The organism is Bradyrhizobium sp. AZCC 2262, assembly GCF_036924535.1.
Taxonomy (GTDB): Bacteria; Pseudomonadota; Alphaproteobacteria; order Rhizobiales; family Xanthobacteraceae; genus Bradyrhizobium.
The window spans coordinates 7,061,269-7,078,460 of the sequence record NZ_JAZHRT010000001.1; the positions used below are offsets into that span (position 1 = coordinate 7,061,269).

18 protein-coding genes are annotated in these 17,192 nt (G+C 61.7%); 11 read left to right on the plus strand and 7 right to left on the minus strand.

Going from position 1 to position 17,192, the window contains the following annotated elements; translation table 11 throughout:
- Positions 1–50: 50 nt before the first annotated feature.
- The 4 genes from V1283_RS33160 (at position 51) to V1283_RS33175 (ending at position 3,585) form a co-directional block, all read left to right on the plus strand.
- On the plus strand, positions 51–845 hold the full coding sequence (locus V1283_RS33160) for an inositol monophosphatase family protein (protein ID WP_334390823.1): 795 nt from the start codon (positions 51–53) through the stop codon (positions 843–845).
- A 459-nt stretch (positions 846–1,304) separates the two neighbouring features.
- Positions 1,305–1,928, plus strand: coding sequence for a 7-cyano-7-deazaguanine synthase QueC (gene queC, locus V1283_RS33165; RefSeq protein WP_334390824.1), 624 nt, complete (start codon positions 1,305–1,307; stop codon positions 1,926–1,928).
- The gene (locus tag V1283_RS33170; protein ID WP_334390825.1) at positions 1,900–3,141 is read left to right on the plus strand and encodes a DUF6884 domain-containing protein; all 1,242 of its coding nucleotides are present in this window, start codon (positions 1,900–1,902) and stop codon (positions 3,139–3,141) included. The genes queC and V1283_RS33170 overlap by 29 nt, the downstream gene beginning before the upstream one ends.
- Before the next feature lie 6 nt (positions 3,142–3,147).
- A complete protein-coding gene (locus V1283_RS33175; RefSeq protein ID WP_334390826.1) occupies positions 3,148–3,585 on the plus strand; it encodes a hypothetical protein in 438 nt (145 codons plus the stop codon).
- 125 nt (positions 3,586–3,710) lie between these two features.
- On the opposite strand, the gene V1283_RS33180 is transcribed toward V1283_RS33175, so the two are convergent.
- Both V1283_RS33180 and V1283_RS33185 read right to left on the minus strand, forming a co-directional pair.
- Complete coding sequence (locus tag V1283_RS33180; RefSeq protein WP_334390827.1) at positions 3,711–6,872, minus strand: multidrug efflux RND transporter permease subunit; 3,162 nt, start codon at positions 6,870–6,872, stop codon at positions 3,711–3,713.
- 8 nt (positions 6,873–6,880) lie between these two features.
- A complete protein-coding gene (locus V1283_RS33185) occupies positions 6,881–7,945 on the minus strand; it encodes an efflux RND transporter periplasmic adaptor subunit (protein WP_334390828.1) in 1,065 nt (354 codons plus the stop codon).
- 1 nt (position 7,946) lies between these two features.
- Here V1283_RS33185 and V1283_RS33190 point away from each other — a divergent pair, with 1 nt between their 5' ends.
- On the plus strand, positions 7,947–8,111 hold the full coding sequence (locus V1283_RS33190; RefSeq protein WP_334390829.1) for a hypothetical protein: 165 nt from the start codon (positions 7,947–7,949) through the stop codon (positions 8,109–8,111).
- A 310-nt stretch (positions 8,112–8,421) separates the two neighbouring features.
- On the opposite strand, the gene V1283_RS33195 is transcribed toward V1283_RS33190, so the two are convergent.
- A complete protein-coding gene (locus tag V1283_RS33195) occupies positions 8,422–9,447 on the minus strand; it encodes an SAM-dependent methyltransferase (RefSeq protein WP_334390830.1) in 1,026 nt (341 codons plus the stop codon).
- A 312-nt stretch (positions 9,448–9,759) separates the two neighbouring features.
- Here V1283_RS33195 and V1283_RS33200 point away from each other — a divergent pair, with 312 nt between their 5' ends.
- From V1283_RS33200 to V1283_RS33215, 4 genes are read left to right on the plus strand one after another with little or no spacing between them, the layout of a single operon-like run.
- Positions 9,760–10,776, plus strand: a complete 1,017-nt coding sequence (locus tag V1283_RS33200) for a flagellar motor protein MotA (protein ID WP_334390831.1) — start codon at positions 9,760–9,762, stop codon at positions 10,774–10,776.
- A 17-nt stretch (positions 10,777–10,793) separates the two neighbouring features.
- Complete coding sequence (locus tag V1283_RS33205; protein WP_334390832.1) at positions 10,794–11,165, plus strand: VOC family protein; 372 nt, start codon at positions 10,794–10,796, stop codon at positions 11,163–11,165.
- Positions 11,166–11,205: 40 nt separating this feature from the next.
- Positions 11,206–12,234 (plus strand): peptidoglycan -binding protein, encoded by a 1,029-nt coding sequence (locus V1283_RS33210; RefSeq protein ID WP_334390833.1) that lies wholly within the window; start codon positions 11,206–11,208, stop codon positions 12,232–12,234.
- The gene (locus tag V1283_RS33215; protein ID WP_334390834.1) at positions 12,231–12,677 is read left to right on the plus strand and encodes a GNAT family N-acetyltransferase; all 447 of its coding nucleotides are present in this window, start codon (positions 12,231–12,233) and stop codon (positions 12,675–12,677) included. The genes V1283_RS33210 and V1283_RS33215 overlap by 4 nt, the downstream gene beginning before the upstream one ends.
- Positions 12,678–12,689: 12 nt before the next feature.
- Here V1283_RS33215 and V1283_RS33220 read toward each other — a convergent pair whose 3' ends face one another.
- Positions 12,690–12,890 carry a hypothetical protein gene (locus V1283_RS33220; RefSeq protein ID WP_334390835.1) on the minus strand — a complete coding sequence of 67 codons (201 nt, stop codon included), beginning with the start codon at positions 12,888–12,890 and terminating at the stop codon, positions 12,690–12,692.
- 303 nt (positions 12,891–13,193) lie between these two features.
- On the opposite strand from V1283_RS33220, the gene V1283_RS33225 reads away from it, so the two are divergent.
- Entirely contained in the window at positions 13,194–13,418 is a 225-nt protein-coding gene (locus V1283_RS33225) for a hypothetical protein (RefSeq protein WP_334390836.1), read from the plus strand.
- A gap of 60 nt (positions 13,419–13,478) precedes the next feature.
- On the opposite strand, the gene V1283_RS33230 is transcribed toward V1283_RS33225, so the two are convergent.
- Entirely contained in the window at positions 13,479–15,332 is a 1,854-nt protein-coding gene (locus V1283_RS33230) for an ABC transporter ATP-binding protein/permease (protein WP_334390837.1), read from the minus strand.
- A 181-nt stretch (positions 15,333–15,513) separates the two neighbouring features.
- Between V1283_RS33230 and rpmE the strand changes: the two genes are divergently transcribed.
- Entirely contained in the window at positions 15,514–15,741 is a 228-nt protein-coding gene (gene rpmE / locus V1283_RS33235) for a 50S ribosomal protein L31 (RefSeq protein WP_108514241.1), read from the plus strand.
- A gap of 173 nt (positions 15,742–15,914) precedes the next feature.
- On the opposite strand, the gene rcdA is transcribed toward rpmE, so the two are convergent.
- Positions 15,915–16,427 carry a protease adaptor protein RcdA gene (gene rcdA, locus V1283_RS33240; protein WP_334390838.1) on the minus strand — a complete coding sequence of 171 codons (513 nt, stop codon included), beginning with the start codon at positions 16,425–16,427 and terminating at the stop codon, positions 15,915–15,917.
- A 498-nt stretch (positions 16,428–16,925) separates the two neighbouring features.
- Entirely contained in the window at positions 16,926–17,117 is a 192-nt protein-coding gene (locus tag V1283_RS33245) for a DUF1192 domain-containing protein (protein ID WP_334390839.1), read from the minus strand.
- Positions 17,118–17,192 lie beyond the last annotated feature (75 nt).

The window sequence follows — 17,192 nt, forward strand, 5'->3', positions numbered from 1 at the left end:
TAACCCCTGACGGCATTGGGCCGTCCCTTCTCACACCGTAAGCCCGCATCATGCTGTATTCAGCCCTTATCAACGTCATGGTGAAAGCCGCGCGCCGCGCCGGCCGCAGCCTCAAGCGCGACCTCGGCGAGATCGAGCACCTGCAGGTGTCGCTGAAGGGACCGGCGAACTTCGTCACCAAGGCCGACAAGCGCGCCGAGGAAATGCTGTACGAGGACCTCGCCAAGGCGCGGCCGGGCTACGGCTTCATCGGCGAGGAAGGCGGCAGCCGCGAAGGCGCCGACAAGACCCACACCTGGATCGTCGATCCCCTGGACGGCACCACCAACTTCCTGCACGGCATCCCGCAATTTGCGATCTCGATCGGTCTGCGGCGCGAAGACACCATCATTGCCGGCGTGATCTACAATCCCGCCAATGACGAGTTGTACATCGCCGAACGCGGCAAGGGCGCGTTCCTCAACGACCAGCGGCTGCGCGTCGCCGGCCGCCGCCGGCTCGACGAATGCGTCGTCGCCTGCGGCCTGCCGCATATCGGCCGCGGCGACCATGAGATCGCGCTGAAGGAAATGGCCGCGCTGCAAAGCAAGGTCGCCGGCTTCCGCCGCTTCGGCGCCGCCTCCCTCGACCTCGCCTTCGTCGCCGCCGGCCGCCTCGACGGCTACTGGGAACGCAACCTGCAGCCCTGGGACATCGCGGCCGGACAGATCATGGTGCGAGAGGCTGGGGGGACGATCTCGGGCACCGAGGGCAATGACGATCCGCTGAAGACCGGGCATGTGATTGCCGGCAACGAGTTCGTGCATAGCGAGCTGGTGAAGATTCTAAAGCCGCTCGGCAAATAGGCCTACGGTTCCTGGCCCCGCGCCGTCATCCCGGCGGCTCCAACCAAAATATCGAAAACAACCCCATGCACAGTAGCCGGCACGCATCGCGTGTCGAAGCAGACATTTGACACGTCGGGCAAATCAGCGAGATAATTCCATCATCCGGTGGGCTGGCATGTGGACATGAGCGCACCGCCAAATCCGGGTATCCTGGCAGTTGTGCGCGAGATGCAGAGCGGGCACGTGGTGTGCGGGAATGAGTACGTGCACGGGGAATTGGTGAAGATACTGGGGCGCTGGGGAAGTAAGGGGGCTGCCCTTCCTGATCAATGTTCGGCGGAGTATGATTTGGAATGCCACTTGCGGCAAATACTCGCGAAGGGCAGTCACCTCTTCTGCTACTTAAAGAGAGACCGTGGCAAAGCAAGTTCGATATGGCCTAGATCTGAGCGTTCACCCGGCCATGTGAGGCGCCAAATGCGAGTGTTGGTACTACACAGCGGAGGCATGGACTCCACGACCTGCCTTTATCAGGCAAAGGTCGACGGACACGACGTTGTAAGCCTTGGCATCGACTATGGACAGCGGCTGAAGGTAGAAATGCTCTTTGCGGAGAAGCAGTGCTCAGCTCAGGGTATCCCTCGCGAAGTCGTTTCAATCAGTTGGAAAAAGCCAATTCGATCAATCCCAGAAGACAGGGAGATTGCGCGAATGCGAAAGAGCGTCTCCCCCGCCTTTCTCCCCGGTCGCAATACTCTGTTCCTATCCATAGCTTGTGCACATGCAGCGGGCGTCGGCGCGGAAAAGGTATTAATAGGCCTGAACTGCGTCGAATTTTCGGGTTATCCTGATTGCACGGAGGAGTTCTTCAATGCCTACAAATCAATGGCGCTGATCGCAAATCCGACCGGCCCCTCGATAGAGGCGCCCCTTCTTAGGCTGTCGAAACGCGAGATTGCCACGCAGGCAAGAAAGCTCGGCATCAGCAAGACCGACACTTGGAGTTGTTATCAACCCCAAATTGACAATGGCAACGTCGTGCCATGCACCAGATGCGATGCGTGCGTTTTGCATGATCACGCATGGGGTGGCATTGAATGAGATGACACACATTTCATTTGTTTCATGCTCCAAAACCAAAGCCTCTCACAGTGCACCGGCTGCTGCATTGTATGAATCGTCATTGTTTAGAAAATCACTCCTGGCTGCGCTCGATGCCGGCAAACAGACTTACATTCTTTCCGCGAAGCATGGCGTGCTAGACCTCGGACAGATCATTGACCCTTATGACGTAACCTTAAAAAAGATTTCGCGAGTGGAAAGAATTGATTGGGCCAAGCGCACTGGAGATCAGATGCGTTCTTTATTGAGACCTGGTGATACTGTTGGCCTTTATTGCGGGGAAGAATATGCCGGGCCGATAAGGGAAGTAATTCGCTCGCAGGGCAGTAGAACCGTCGAACCATTATTCCACTTATCGCTAGGTTTTCGCTTAAGATCGCTGGCGAAGTTGAACAGTGAGGATGAACTCAAAAGAGACCTAAAGAAGTTCTACAAAATTATCAGACGCCTCTGGCAAGGGCAGAGAGGCGGCCGGCGCTTTGTTGAAATGAACGGAAAAATGAACTGGCCCGAACGCGGGGTTTACTTCATCACCGGCAAAGCCCTAGAATTTGAGCGCTCTGCTTCCATGCCACGTATCATCCGCGTTGGGACTCACGCAGTTAGCAAAGGCTCTCGAACAACTCTCTGGGATAGAATCAGCACGCATCGAGGCACCGGGGCAGGTACCGGCAGTCACCGCTCGTCTATCTTCCGATCGCATGTTGGGCGAACAATTATGAGGACTGAGGCGGATACGAAATGGCCAGATAGTTGGGCTGCTGGGCAATCTGCTCCAATTTCAATTCGCGCTAACGAGCTAGAACTTGAGCAACGAGTGAGTTCGCTCATTGGCGAGATGAACTTGTTATGGCTTAACATCCCTGACGCAGCTGGCCCCGCAAGTGACAGGGCCTACATAGAGCGAAATGCAATTGGATTGCTGTCTAGAACTGGACTTCTGTCTCCCAAGACTATCGGGCCCTGGCTCGGCAAATTCAGCGACGACTGGCGGATCGCAACGAGCGGCCTTTGGAATCTTAACCACCTGTTCTTAAAGCCAGATTTGTCTTTCCTAGACGTACTCGGCGAGTATGTAGACATCACTCTAGGCAACACATCAGAACCACAGCGTTCGATTGCACCAGCAAATTGGTACTCGCAATTAAAGTCCGAATCGGATCAGCTTAGTCTGTTTCTAAATCAAGACTGAGCTGTTATGGCAAAGGTAGATATTCTTGCTCGCGACCCGAAGGCCGTCGCTCATCTTCGCCGCCAACTACCTCGAGGCCGCCTCGGCCTAATTTTTGGCTCGGGCGCAAGCCGCGAACTCGGCTTTCCAAATTGGGCCGAGCTGGTCGACGGCATAGCGAAGAACAAAGACGTAGATGGAGAGAGTATTGTTGCTCGCTTCGTTGAAAAGGGTCCCGGTGGCACCCCCATCACACGATCACTCGCTTCAATCACTCAAATTCTTTTCAACGAATTCCGGCAGAAAGCTTTGACTAGAAAGAACCTGCAGCCACCTCTTACGTTCTTAGAAGAGCAAAGCCTGAAAACCGAATGGCTCCAAATTGTGCACGGAGAGCTGTACAAAGCTGTCGATCATAAAGCACGATCGGAGAAGATATTCTCGCAGACGTGGATTCGCTGGTAGCGTGGACCGCGAATTTTTCCCAACAACACCAATCGCAGCCAATTCGGGCTTGACCGGCGCATCCATCAATCTTCGTTAGAGGGCTCCCCCGGATGGATTGCGGGGTCAAGCCCGGCAATGACATTTCAGTGGTGGCTGTGCCGCGCCGGCGCTGGAAGCCCATGCGGCTCGGCCGCCTCCTCCGCCTTCGGCTCCCGATCCCCCGCCAGCACGCGCTGCACTGAGACGAAGAACACCGGCACCATCAGCAGCGCCAGGATCACCACCGCGATCATGCCGCCCATGACGCTGGTGCCCAGCGCCTGCTGGCTGGCGCCGCCGGCGCCGGTGGCGATCGCCATTGGCAGCACGCCGCAGACGAAGGCGAGGCCTGTCATCAGGATCGGGCGGAAGCGCAAGCTGCACGCTTCGATCGTGGCTTCGATCAGCGGCTTGCCCTGCGCGCGCAAATCCTTGGCGAATTCGATGATGAGGATGGCGTCTTTTGCCGCCAGTCCAATGATGGTGATCAGGCCGACGGTGAAGTAGACGTCGTTCGGCAGGCCGCGCATGGTGGCTGCGATCACCGCGCCGCAGATGCCGAGCGGCACCGTCAGCAGCACCGCGAGTGGAATGGTCCAGCTCTCATAGAGGGCTGCGAGCAAGAGGAACACCACCAGCACCGAAAGGCCGAGCAGGAACGGCGCCTGCGAACCCGACAGTTTTTCCTGCAGTGACTGCCCGGTCCATTCGAAGCCGAAGCCGCGCGGCAGCCTGTTTGCGAGTCGCTCCATCTCGGCGATGGCGTCACCGGAGGTGAAACCGGGCTTGGCTTCGCCGGAGATGCGCACGGCGGGATAGTAGTTGAAGCCCGCGATCTGGGTCGGTCCCTTCGACCACTGCACCGTGGCGAAGGCCGAGAACGGCACCAATTGCCCGCGGCTGTTCTTGACGTTGTAATTGAGGATGTCGTCGGCATTCATGCGGCTGGCGCGGTCGGCCTGCACGATCACGCGCTGCATCCGCCCGCGGTTCGGGAAGTCGTTGATGTAGTTCGAGCCGAGATTGGTCGAAATCGTCTGGTTGATGTCCTCGAAAGTGACGCCGAATGCGCCGGCCTTTTCGCGGTCGATCGTCAGATTGACCTGCGGCGCCGGCGGCAGGCCCTCGACATAGACCTTTTGCAGCACCGGGCTGGCATTGGCTTCCGCGATCAGCCGGTCGGCGGCGGCGACCAGCGCCGGATAGCCCTTCTGGCCGCGGTCCTGCAGGCGGAACGAAAAGCCCGAGGAGTTGCCGAGATTGTCGATCGGCGGCGGCTGCAGCGCCGAAATTTTGGCGTCGCGGATCGAGGAGAGATCACGGTTGATGTCCGCGACAATCGCCGCGGCGGAATCCTTAGGCCCGCGCTCCGACCAGTCCTTCAGCGTGATGAAGGCCTGCGCGGTGTTCACGCCCTGGCCGAGAAAGCTGAATCCGGTGAGGAACGTCACGTCCTCGACACCGGCGCGATCGCGCAGATATTTTTCGACCTGCTCGACCGCAGCCTCGGTGCGGGCATAGGAAGAGTCCGACGGCGTCTGCACGTCGGTGGTGATAAAACCCTGGTCGTCGACCGGCAGGAAGCCGCCGGGCAGCCGGACGAAAGCCCAGCCCAGGCCAATCAACAATGCGGCATAGATCAGCATCAAGCGTCCGGTGCGCTTCAGCGATCCCTTCACAGTGCGCGTGTAGCCACCGCGGCTCGACTCGAGCACGCGGTTGAACCAGCCGAACACGCCCGTGCGCGCGTGACCATGGCCGGCTTCGACGGGCTTCAAGAGCGTCGCGCACAAGGCTGGCGTGAGCGACAGCGCCAGCAGCGCCGAGAAGGCGATCGCGGAAACCATGGTGACCGAGAACTGGCGGTAGATGATGCCGACCGATCCCGGAAAGAACGCCATCGGCACGAACACCGCCATCAGCACCAGCGTGATGCCGATGATGGCGCTGGTGATCTGCGACATCGCCTTGCGGGTGGCTTCCTTCGGCGGCAGGCCTTCCGCGGCCATGATGCGCTCGACGTTCTCGACCACGACGATGGCGTCGTCGACGAGGATGCCGACCGCCAGCACCATGCCGAACATGGTCAGCATGTTGATGGAATAGCCGGCCGCCATCAGCATCGCGCAGGTGCCGAGCAGCGCCACCGGCACCACGATGGTCGGGATGATGGTGTAGCGGATGTTCTGCAGGAACAGGAACATCACGATGAAGACCAGCACCACCGCCTCGACCAGCGTCATCAGCACCTTGTTGATCGAGGCCTTGACGACGGGCGTGATGTTGTAGGGGATTTCGTAGCCGATATTGGCCGGGAAGAATTTTGACAATTCCTTCATCTTGGCTTCGACGGCGCTGGCGGTCGCGAGCGCGTTCCCGGTCGGCGACAGCAGCACGGACAGGCCCGCCGTCGGCTTGCCGTTGAGCCGCGTGTTGAACTGGTAGCTCAGGCCGCCGATCTCGATGCGGGCGACGTCGCGCAGCCGCACCGTCGATCCGTCCGGATTGGCGCGCAGTGTGATCGCGCCGAATTCGTCCGGCGAGGAGAGCTGGCCCTTGACCAGCACCAGCGCGGAAATCTTCTGTTCCGGCGTGCTCGGCTCGGCGCCGATGCTGCCGGAGGCCACCTGCGCGTTCTGCGCTGTTATCGCCTTGTTGACGTCGTCGGCGGTGAGACCGTAGCCGACCAGCTTGGCCGGATCGATCCAGATCCGCAGCGAACGTTCCGTCGAATAAAGCGTGGCGCGGCCGACGCCGGGTATGCGCCTGATCTCGCCGAGCACGTTGCGGATCATGAAATCGCCGAGGCCGATTTCGTCGAGCGAGCCGTCGGTCGAGTTCAGCGTGATGATCTGCAGCACGGCCGAGGAGGCTTCCTCGACCAGAATGCCCTGCTGGATCACGGCACGCGGAAGCCGCGCCTCGACGCGCTTGAGGCGGTTCTGCACTTCGACCGAGGCCGCGCCCGTCTCGGTGCCCGGCACGAAGTTGGCGATGATTTCGACCTGCCCCAGCGAGTCAGAGGTGGATTCGAAATTGAGGATGCCGGAGGCGCCGTTGAGCTCCTCCTCGATCAGGCGCGTGACGCTGTTGTAGAGGTTTTCAGGCGACGCGCCGGGATAGCTGGTCGAGATCGAGATCGAGGGCGGCGCGATGATCGGATATTGCGCGACCGCCAGCAACGGGATCGAGATCGCGCCGATCAGGCAGATGAAAAGCGCGACGACCCAGGCAAAGATCGGCCTGTCGATGAAGAAGCTGGGCATGTCCTATCTCAGCGGGATGCTTGCGTCGGTGCACCGGGTAACGCACCAACCGAGGCATCCGCATCGATCCACTCCTTCGGCCTGACCTTGTCGCCGGGCACGAATTTCTGGAAGCCGTCGACAATGACGCGGTCGCCATCCTTCAGGCCTTCGCTCACCAGCCAGACGCCATCCTGCACCGCGCCGGTGCGGACCGGCTGCATTGCGACGAGGCCGTCTTCCTTGACCACGTAGACTTCGCTTGCGCCGCCGGCGTCGCGCTGGATCGCCTGCTGCGGCACGGCGATGGAGTCGGTATCGATGCCCTGCTCGATCAGGACGCGGACATACATGCCCGGCAGCAATTCGCGGCTCGGGTTGCTGAACTGTCCGCGCAGCGTCACCTGCCCGGTATGGGCGTCCACCTTGGCCTCCGAAAACAGCAGCTTGCCTGAAATCGGATAGACTGTTCCGTCGTCGAGCACGAGGCGGACCTTCGCCGCATCGGGCGCAATCCGGTCGAGATCGCCGGTGTCAAACGCACGGCGCAACTTGTTCATCTCGGCCACCGACTGGGTGAAGTCGGCATATATCGGGTCGAGCTGCTGAATCGTGGCCAGGCTGGTCGTATCGTTCTGCACCACCAGCGCGCCTTCGCTCACCAGCGCCGCGCCGACGACGCCGCTGATCGGTGCACGGATCGTCGCGTAATCGAGATTGAGTCGCGCGCGCGCCACTTCGGCCTTGCGGCTGCCGACCTCGGCCTCCGCCTGGCGCTGGGCCCCGATCGCCTTTTCGTTTTCCGCCTCGGGCGCCGCGCGCTGGCTGGTGAGCGTCGCAATGCGCCGCGCATGCTGGCTCGCCAGATCGAGCGCCGCCATCGCCTTGTCCAGCGCTGCCTGGCTCGCCTGCAGTTCCACCTCGAACGGCTTGGGATCGATCCGGTACAGCGGATCGCCGGCTTTCACTTCGGTACCCTGCTGGAACAGGCGTTCGACGATGATGCCCGAGACCCGCGCGCGAACTTCCGAAACCCGCGTGGGCGAGATCCGGCCGGGCAATTCACGAATGATAGCGCGGGCCTGAGACCGCACGGTGAAAGTTCCCACCTCAGGCTCGGTTGATTTTACCGCGGCAGTGGCGGCGATCGGTTCATTGCAGCCAGCCAATAGCGGCGCCATCGCAGTCAACATCAAAACGATGCAGGCCGATCGCGTTTGTAGTCCGGACATTGAAAGCATTGCCCCAGTTCAGGTTTGAGCGCGCGAATTGAGCATTCGCGACGTTGTCGCAAGAGGACGTCGTAAGCGGTCTTGGAACTCACGGTTGATGGGAGACAGGATAGGGAGAGCCTGCTGCGACGCAATACGGTTGCGCGGCGGCCCAATGTCACACAACGCTATCACGCTGAATTAACGCCGGTTTTTCCGGACTCACTCGATTGTGTGCTGTCCCATTTCAGTCAGTTACGCGCGTAGCCCGGATGGAGCGAAGCGCAATCCGGGGAATCGGCACCCCGGTCGACGGCCCCGGGTTTCGCTGCGCTTCACACGGGCTACGGACCAAGCAGCTACGCCGCCTTCAGCCGGTAATGGCTGACGCCCCACTCGCTGCCGTCGGCGTAACCGAACAGGCCTGCGGTGGCGAGAAGGAACCAGCGCCAGCGCCGCATCCACAACACGGTCTCGTCGCCATGGACCTTGCGAAGCACGCGCTCGATTTCGACGCGATGCGAGTCGAAGTTTTCAAGCCAATCCTGCGCGGTGCGCTGATAGTGCACGCCGCTCCAGCGCCATTCCTTTTCGACCCCGAACAGGTCGGCATATTGCCGGATCAGATGATGGCTCGGCATCACGCCGCCGGTAAAGAAACGTTGTGCGATCGAGTCCTCACCATCGGCGCGATCGAACAGATAGGCGCCGGAGCGATGAGTGAAGATGTGCAGGAAGAACCGGCCGTCGGGCTTCAGCCATGCGCGCAGTCGAACCATCAATTCGCGCCAGTTCAGCATGTGTTCGAACATCTCAATGGAGAGGATGCGGTCGTACCGCGCTTCCGGCGCGAACAGGTCCACGTCTGATGTGATGACGCGCAGATTGGCCAGGCCACGCTTTGCGGTCTCGCCCTCGATATTTTCGCGTTGCGCGTTCGAGTTGGTGACCGCCGAAACTTGCGAATGCGGGAACTGCCTCGCCATCCACAGCGACAGCGAGCCCCAGCCGCAGCCGAGTTCGAGAATCGACTGCCCGTCGGCCAGATCGGCATGCTCTACCGTCTGGCGCAGCGCTTCCTCCTCGGCCTCCTGCAGTGTCGAGGCCGGCTCCTTGTAGAAGCACGAGGAATATTTGCGGTTCGGACCGAGCACGCGGGCAAAGAACTCGGCCGGCACCTCGTGACCCCTGACATCGGGCTCGTCGCTATATTCGGCGAGGGCGCGCGCCACCATTTCATCGGCGAGCCAGGCATCGCTTTCCGCATTCCCGGTGGCGAGCCGCGTGGCGGTGCGCGAGCAAAGCTGGCGGATTGCGGCCCGGATAATGGTGTCGGGCAGCGGCACCCGCTCGGCGGTGCCCATGATCGTGGAAACGAAGCTCATGTGGCCACTCCCTTCGGCAGAGAACGGGCTGCTGCGGCTGGTCTATCCGGCAATAAGTAGCTTCCTTCGAATAGCCGCTGGACGGGGCGGCCGGCCCTGCAGGGCGGCCGCCAGCGCCTCGAGATATAAGGCCGTTATGAAAAATCCCGGTTGGACATCGAGTCGTTCCCAAATACGCTGATGTCAAAGCCGCTTTCGGAAAGAGGTTCCACCATCGTCTACCCGAAATCGCGGCTTCCCCGCTTTTTTCTCCAGCCCGCTGTGCCATATTGGTTCCCCAGTTCGGCTTTTCGTAACGGATGACACCCGCAAATGCCCTCAGGCCATTCCTCCCGCTCCGAAATGGAGATCGAACTGAGCAAACTGTCGTCCCCCCGGATTTTCCTGGTGCGGATGCTGGTGTTCCTGGTGCTGTGCGCGCTGGTCACGGTCGTGCTCTACAAGCAGATCATCGTCGCATTCTTTGCCAATCCCGGCCTCAACGCGCTGATCGGCGGGGTGCTCCTGATCGGCATCATCCTGTCGTTCCGGCAGGTGATCCGGCTCTATCCGGAAGTGGCCTGGGTCAACAATTTCCGTATCGCCGATCCCGGGCTGGCGCTCGAGCGGCGCCCGAAGCTGCTGGCGCCGATGGCGGCAATCCTCGGCGGCGAGCGCTCGGGGCGGATGACGATCTCGCAGCAGACCATGCGGCATCTGCTGGATTCGATCGCGACGCGGCTGGACGAGGCGCGCGATATTTCCCGCTACATGACGGGCTTGCTGGTGTTTCTCGGCCTGCTCGGCACCTTCTGGGGCCTGATCGAAACCGTGGGCTCCGTCGGCAAGGTGATCGAGGGCTTGAAGGTTGGCGGCGATGCCGGCTCCCTGTTCGACACCCTGAAAGAGGGGTTGGCGGCGCCCCTCGGCGGCATGGGCATTTCGTTCTCGTCCTCGCTGTTCGGCCTCGCCGGCTCGCTGATCCTTGGCTTCCTCGACCTGCAGTCGAGCCAGGCGCAGAACCGCTTCTATACCGACCTCGAGGACTGGCTCGCCTCCACCGTGCGCGAATATGGCGATGGCGCATCCGGGCTCGGCGGCGAATTGCAACATGCGATGGAACGCATGCGCGCGGCGGTTGAAGAGGGCGGCGGCGGCCGCAGCACCACGGCGGCGATGGCCAACCTCGCCGAGGCCATCCAGGGCCTGGTTGCACATATGCGCACCGAGCAGCAGATGATCCGCGAATGGGCCGACGGTCAGGGCGAGCAAAACCGCGAGATCAAGAAACTGCTGGAACGGATCGCCAGGCCGCCCGAGAAGAGTTCGCGGCAGGCCGAGAAGAGCTAGCGGTCGAGAGTTTCGATATGCTCGATCACGTAACCATCGGCGTTAGCGACATCGAACGATCGAGAAACTTTTATGATCTGGCGCTTCGTCCGCTGGGGATCATGCGACTCTTTGCGGAAGGCGAAACCGCCTCGGGCTATGGCGTTGCTCCCAGGGCGTTCTTCTGGATCAGTCGGCGAAGCGTGCCACAGACGGGCGCCCATATCGCCTTCACGACGCAGGACCGGGCAATCGTGGACCGGTTTCATGCAGAAGCCATCGCGGCCGGCGGCAGGGACAATGGACCGCCTGGAATACGCCCGAATTACCATCCCAGTTACTATGGAGCCTTTGTCCTCGATCCCGACGGCCACAATATCGAGGCAGTCTGCCACGCGCGACAGGGATAGACTGCCGCCAATGCGTCAACCCAAGAGATAGAGAATTCGAATGGCCCTCGCCCGTGCACGCCGCAGCGAATCCGGTTTCAACTACTGGCCGGGGTTCGTCGACGCACTGTCGACGCTGGTGCTGTCGATCGTGTTCCTGCTGTCGGTGTTTTTGGTGGTGCAGTTCTTCCTGTCTCAGGAGGTCACCGGCAAGGACAAGGCACTGGAGCAGCTCAACGCCAAGATCGCGCAGCTCAACGACCTGCTGTCGCTGGAAAAGCTCGGCAAGATCGCGCTCGACGACCAGGTCGGACAATTGCGCGCCGGCCTCGCCGCTGCCGAAGGCGAGCGCGACCGCATCAAGGGGCTTTACGAGGGGCTGGCCGACGCCGGCAGCGACGCCCAGGGCCGCACCAATGAGCTCAACAAGGCGCTCGAATCCGAAAAGACGGTGAGCTCGCGCGCGCTCGCCCAGATCGAGGTGCTGAATCAGCAGATCAGCGCGCTCCGCCGCCAGCTCGCGGCACTCGAGGAGGCACTGGAAGCGTCTGAGAAGCGCGACAAGGAATCGCAAGGGAGGATTGCCGACCTCGGCCAGCGCTTGAATGTCGCGCTGGCGCAGCGCGTGCAGGAATTGTCGCGCTACCGTTCGGAATTCTTCGGCCGCCTGCGCGCCATTCTGGGCAATCGCCCCGACATCCGCATCGTCGGCGACCGCTTTGTCTTTCAGTCGGAAGTTTTCTTCGATAGCGGCCAGGCGCTGTTGCTGCCCGAGGGCCGCGCCGAACTCGACAAGCTCGCCACCGCGCTGATCGATCTGGACAAGCAGATTCCGAGCGAGATCGCCTGGGTGCTGCGGGTCGACGGCCACACCGACATGCGGCCGATCAACTCGCCGCTGTTCAAGTCGAACTGGGAATTGTCGTCGGCACGCGCCATCTCCGTGGTGCAATACCTGGTTTTCCTCGGCGTTCCCGCGCAGCGGCTGGTCGCCGCTGGCTTTGCCGAATTCCAGCCGCTCGATCCTGCTCCCAACGAAGACGCCTACAAGCGCAACCGCCGCATCGAACTGAAGCTGACGGAACGGTGACCGCAGATTTCACGCTCCGCCCCTACCGCGCCGAGGACGAAGACGCGGCGATCGAGCTGTGGCGGCGGACGTGGCAGCAGGCCTATCCTTCGATCGATTTCACCGCACGCGTGGCGTGGTGGCGCGAGCGCTGGTGCAATGAACTGGTGCCGAACGCCGCGATCATCGTCGCCGAACAGGCGCATGCCCTGATCGGCTTCGTGACCATCGACGGAAGCGGCTATCTCGACCAGCTCGTGGTCAGCCCGGATAACTGGGGCTCGAAACTCGCCACCGCTTTGGTCAACGAAGCCAAGCACCGATCACCCGATGGCGTCACGCTTCTGGTCAACAAGGACAACGCCCGCGCCATCCGTTTCTACGAACGCAACGGCTTTGCGCAGGCCGGCGAGGACGTCAATCCGACGTCGGGCCGGCCGGTGCTGAAGATGCGGTGGGAATGACGGGACGGGAGACTATACGCCGCGGATCAGCACCCCTGCCGTCAACACGACATAGGCGATGGCCAGCACATCGAATGCCCGCGAGGCACTGACGATCGGCACCGACACGTGGGCATAGTGAACGAGCAGTGCGAGAACCGCCAATATGAGCGAAATTACGAAGATCACGACCGACGGCGGCGTCAGGACAAACCCACTGCGGCGAAAGGGCATAACCATCTCCTGTTCAATCTACCGGGCAAAGAAACACAGCGTTGCAACAGCAGGACGACGCTTTAGGTTCCCGACGATCTGCGCCCTCGAACTGCAGCCGCGCCAGTGTTGCTGCAAATCAACAAGGATCATGCACGGCCGTCCGAACCCAACGGCTTCGAACATGCCGGCGAGGATGTGAATCTGACTTCGGGAAGGCCGGTCCTGAAAATCGCGGGGCAGGCGTGATATCCATCACGGCCGTGCTGGACCGGAACCTCTAGCTAATTCGGCAATTGCAAACCCAACTGCGGAGCCGATCACATGACGCGGGCCGAATTTGCCAAGGGTTCGACGACGTTCCTGGTGGTGATCACCGCCGGCTTCCTGTCGACGACCTATGTGGATCGCCAATATGCTGCCAAGCACGCGCCCCTCGAGGCCCCGTCCGCCTCAACGACCGCTTGCGTCGGCGAGGACGGCGGTTGGAAGAATTGGCCGTGGTCGAACGTGCCTGCGCTTTCGCCGAAATGCGGTCGGGATCGCTGACCCGGCTATGTAGGCGCCGTCACTCGGCTCCCACGCGCGTACAGTCTAACTCTTGTCGCCTCAAATCCCCTCGAACTGCAGCCGCGCCAGCCGCGCGTACAGCCCGTTCGCCGCGACCAGTTCGGCATGCGTGCCCTGTTCGACGATCCTGCCCTGCTCCATCACCAGGATGCGGTCGCAGGACAGCACGGTGGCGAGGCGATGGGCGATGACGAGGGTGGTGCGGTGACGCATCAATTCTTCCAGCGCGGTCTGCACCAGCGTCTCGCTTTCGGCATCGAGCGCGGACGTGGCTTCGTCGAGCAGCAATAGTGGCGCGTCGCGCAGGATCGCGCGCGCGATCGCGATGCGCTGGCGCTGGCCGCCCGACAGCGTCACGCCGCGTTCACCGAGCTGTGCCTCGAAGCCGCCGGGCAGCCGGCGCAGGAATTCGGTGGCATGGGCGAGATCGGCGGCGCGCTCGACTTCTGCATCGCTCGCATCCGGCCGGCCGAAGCGGATGTTTTCGCGGGCGGAAGCCGCGAACACAACCGAGTCCTGCGGCACCAGCGCGATGCGCGCGCGGACATCCACCGGATCGGCCGATTTGACCGGTACGCCGTCGAGCGAAATCGTGCCGCGTGCGGGATCGTAGAACCGCAGCAGCAGATGAAACAGCGTGCTCTTGCCCGCCCCCGACGGTCCGACGATCGCGACCTTTTCGCCGGCCTTGACCGCGAGCGAAACGTTGTCCACCGCGAGCACATTCGACCGCGTCGGATAGGCAAAACTGACATTTTCAAAACCGACATCGCCCCGCGCAGGCACCGGCAACGCCACCGGCTTGGGCGGCGCCGTGATCTGCGGTTTTACGCGCAGGATCTCGAACAGCCGCTCGGCGGCGCCGGACGCGGCCGAGACCTCGCCCCAGACCTCGCTGAGCTGCCCGAGACCGCTGGCGGCGAATGCCGCATACAGCACGAACTGGCCGAGCCGGCCGGGCGTGATCTGCCCGGTCAGCACGTCGTGCGAGCCGACCCAGAGGATCGCCACGACGCTGGAGAACACGATGAAGATGATGATCAGCGTCAGCACCGCGCGCGCCCGCGTCGAGCTGCGCGCCGCCTCATAGGCCTGTTCGACCTCGCCGCCGAAGCGGCTGGTCGCCATCCGCTCGCTGGTATAGGCCTGCACGGTCCTGATCGCGCCGATCAGTTCGGAGGCGTAGGCGCTGGCGTCCGCCAGCGTATCCTGCGCGTTGCGCGACAGCCGCCGCACCCAGCGCCCGAACGCCACCAGTGGAATCACGATCAGCGGGATCGCCAGCAGCACGAAGCCCGACAGTTTCGGGCTCGTGATCACCATCATGGCGGCGGCGCCGATGAACAGCATTATGTTGCGCAGCGCGATCGATACCGACGCGCCGACCGCGGATTTGATCTGGGTGGTATCGGCCGTCAGCCGGGACACCAGTTCGCCCGAGCGCGCGGAATCGAAGAACGCCGGCGACAGCGAGATCAGATGCGCGAACACGTCGCGCCTGAGATCGGCGACGATGCGCTCGCCGATCGTCATGACGAGGTAGTAGCGGGACGCGCTTGCCGCAGCCAGCACCGCGACAATGGCGATCATGACGCTGAAATAGCTGTTGATCAGGGCGATGCCTTCGGGACTGAAGCCGAAATCGATCATGCGCCTGACCGCGACCGGCACCACCAGCGTGGTGATCGCCGCGACCGTCAGCGAGACGAAGGCGAGCAGCGCACGTCCGCGGTAGCGCGCGACATAGGGCGCCAGCGCCAGCAGCGGACGAAGTTTTGCGCCGGTATCGGCCGGCGACTGCGTCAGCTGGCTCTCGATGAAGGCCTCTTCGTCGAGCAGGGTGTCGCGCGGCGGCGTGCCGCGGGGGGCTTCGATTTGTTCAACTGCGCTCATGAAATCCGACCCGTTTTTCAGCCCTCAGATAGGCCCCCACGGCCCCCTCTGGCAAATCCGGGAGATTCCCAATCAGGGACAACACGTAGCTTGTTTTGGTGGCCTTACTAAGTTATAGAGCCGGCCAAATCCCGTACCCATTGCCATTTGAGACGGGCGCCGGCGCGCCGAAGGATATGCCATGAAAGCCGAAATTCACCCGAATTATCATACGATTACGGTCGTAATGACCGACGGGACCGAGTACCAGACCCGCTCCACCTGGGGCAAGGAAGGCGACAAGCTGAACCTCGATATCGACCCCAAGTCGCATCCGGCCTGGACCGGCGGCTCGCAGCAGCTCCTCGACCGCGGCGGCCGCGTGTCGCGCTTCCAGAAGAAGTTTTCGGGCTTCCTCAAGAAGGACTGAGGGTTTTCGGAGCCGCGCCTGCTTCCGCCCAGACATGCAAAAACGCCCCGGTTTGCCGGGGCGTTTTTTTGTTTGACTGTTCGTTGGCGTCATTCCGGGGCGATGCGAAGCATCGAACCAGGAATCTCGAGATTCCGGGTTCGCTTCGCGCCCCGGAATGACGGATGAAAGACTTACTGTTCGAACGCCGCCTTCAGGCGGTTGAGCTGCGGCACCAGCGGATTGCCGATCGGGGCACGTTCTGCTGATGGCGCGTGGATCGTGAGGTCGAGCCGGCGGACCCGCGCCTGCAGGCTCATCGAGCGCGCAATCAGATCCTGCAATTGCTGTGGCAGCTTTTCGATCATGTCCTCGGCACAGGGATCGGCGGCCGTGAGCTTGACCTTGGTCTTTTCCCGATTGGCCTGGGTCAGCGTCATCTCGCCTTCCTTGACCGCGCGATGCAGCAGCAGCCAGGACGCGAGCTGCATCAGGCGGGTGGTGAGGCGCATGCTTTCGGTTGCGTAAGTCAGGCTGACGGAACGTTCGAGCGCCTTGGCCTCGGTGCGGCCGTCGCCATCGAGATAGGCGGCGGTCTCCTCGACCAGGTCCATGCCTTCCCGGAACAGGGTTCCGAACGCCGCAGAATTGGTAAGCCGCTCGCTGAACTGGACGAGCGCGGATTCGCTTTGCGAACGGTCCGCCATGGTTAACGCCCTCACGCCACTATTTGCCCCACCGGCTGTGAACCACCGGCTTATGATGAACAAATCATTGCTCGGGCGAGGTCGAGAGTCCAGCGACAACCGGATTTATGGTTTCCAGCGTATGGGGGCACAAAATAGCCGCACTACGCACAAAAAAGAGCCGCCGTTTCCGGCGGCTTTTGAAGTTGATAACAGGGAGGCGTCAAACAGAGTGGACAGGAGCCACTCGGTGTCCAAACGAGGACGATGCCAGTCATAAAGGAGAAAGCTTAATCCTTCGTAAACGAGCGATTTTCTTTAGGGATTATTTGCCATGTCGGCCACTGGCCGAGTTTGATGTTGACTCCAACCGCTGGTCGTCCCTGCGAAAGCAGGGACCCATAGCCACCGGCGGTTATGATTGCGGGAAGTCGGCCAGCGGCCTGCCACAAGATGGGCCGCGGGGTATGGGTCCCTGCTTTCGCAGGGACGACGAAGTGAGAGATCGAGTTAAAATCTCTACGACTTGAAGAAACTGTTCGCGGCGTCCTTTGACGCGCGCTTTTTCGTGACCGCTTCTTGCAGCCGTTCGATTTCTGAATTCATCAGCGCGATGCGCTCGGTCAATTCCTCGACTGACAGCAGCGACAGGTCCTGGCCGATCTCGTGGGTGATCTTCTTCCGCGGCTTGTCGTCATCCTCGATCGCCATGCGTTTCTCCTTGCGCTGGGCGGTCCCCGGAGCGGTTGCCAGCCGATGCCGGGCTGGCTAATCAGGGGCCGCCTT

Coding starts and splice junctions, on each gene's coding strand:
- V1283_RS33160 (WP_334390823.1), top strand. CDS start 51: ATGCTGTATTCAGCCCTTATCAACGTCATGGTGAAAGCCGCGCGCCGC.
- queC (WP_334390824.1), top strand. CDS start 1,305: ATGCGAGTGTTGGTACTACACAGCGGAGGCATGGACTCCACGACCTGC.
- V1283_RS33170 (WP_334390825.1), top strand. CDS start 1,900: ATGATCACGCATGGGGTGGCATTGAATGAGATGACACACATTTCATTT.
- V1283_RS33175 (WP_334390826.1), top strand. CDS start 3,148: ATGGCAAAGGTAGATATTCTTGCTCGCGACCCGAAGGCCGTCGCTCAT.
- V1283_RS33180 (WP_334390827.1), bottom strand. CDS start 6,872: ATGCCCAGCTTCTTCATCGACAGGCCGATCTTTGCCTGGGTCGTCGCG.
- V1283_RS33195 (WP_334390830.1), bottom strand. CDS start 9,447: ATGAGCTTCGTTTCCACGATCATGGGCACCGCCGAGCGGGTGCCGCTG.
- V1283_RS33200 (WP_334390831.1), top strand. CDS start 9,760: ATGCCCTCAGGCCATTCCTCCCGCTCCGAAATGGAGATCGAACTGAGC.
- V1283_RS33205 (WP_334390832.1), top strand. CDS start 10,794: ATGCTCGATCACGTAACCATCGGCGTTAGCGACATCGAACGATCGAGA.
- V1283_RS33210 (WP_334390833.1), top strand. CDS start 11,206: ATGGCCCTCGCCCGTGCACGCCGCAGCGAATCCGGTTTCAACTACTGG.
- V1283_RS33220 (WP_334390835.1), bottom strand. CDS start 12,890: ATGCCCTTTCGCCGCAGTGGGTTTGTCCTGACGCCGCCGTCGGTCGTG.
- V1283_RS33225 (WP_334390836.1), top strand. CDS start 13,194: ATGACGCGGGCCGAATTTGCCAAGGGTTCGACGACGTTCCTGGTGGTG.
- V1283_RS33230 (WP_334390837.1), bottom strand. CDS start 15,332: ATGAGCGCAGTTGAACAAATCGAAGCCCCCCGCGGCACGCCGCCGCGC.
- rpmE (WP_108514241.1), top strand. CDS start 15,514: ATGAAAGCCGAAATTCACCCGAATTATCATACGATTACGGTCGTAATG.
- rcdA (WP_334390838.1), bottom strand. CDS start 16,427: ATGGCGGACCGTTCGCAAAGCGAATCCGCGCTCGTCCAGTTCAGCGAG.
- V1283_RS33245 (WP_334390839.1), bottom strand. CDS start 17,117: ATGGCGATCGAGGATGACGACAAGCCGCGGAAGAAGATCACCCACGAG.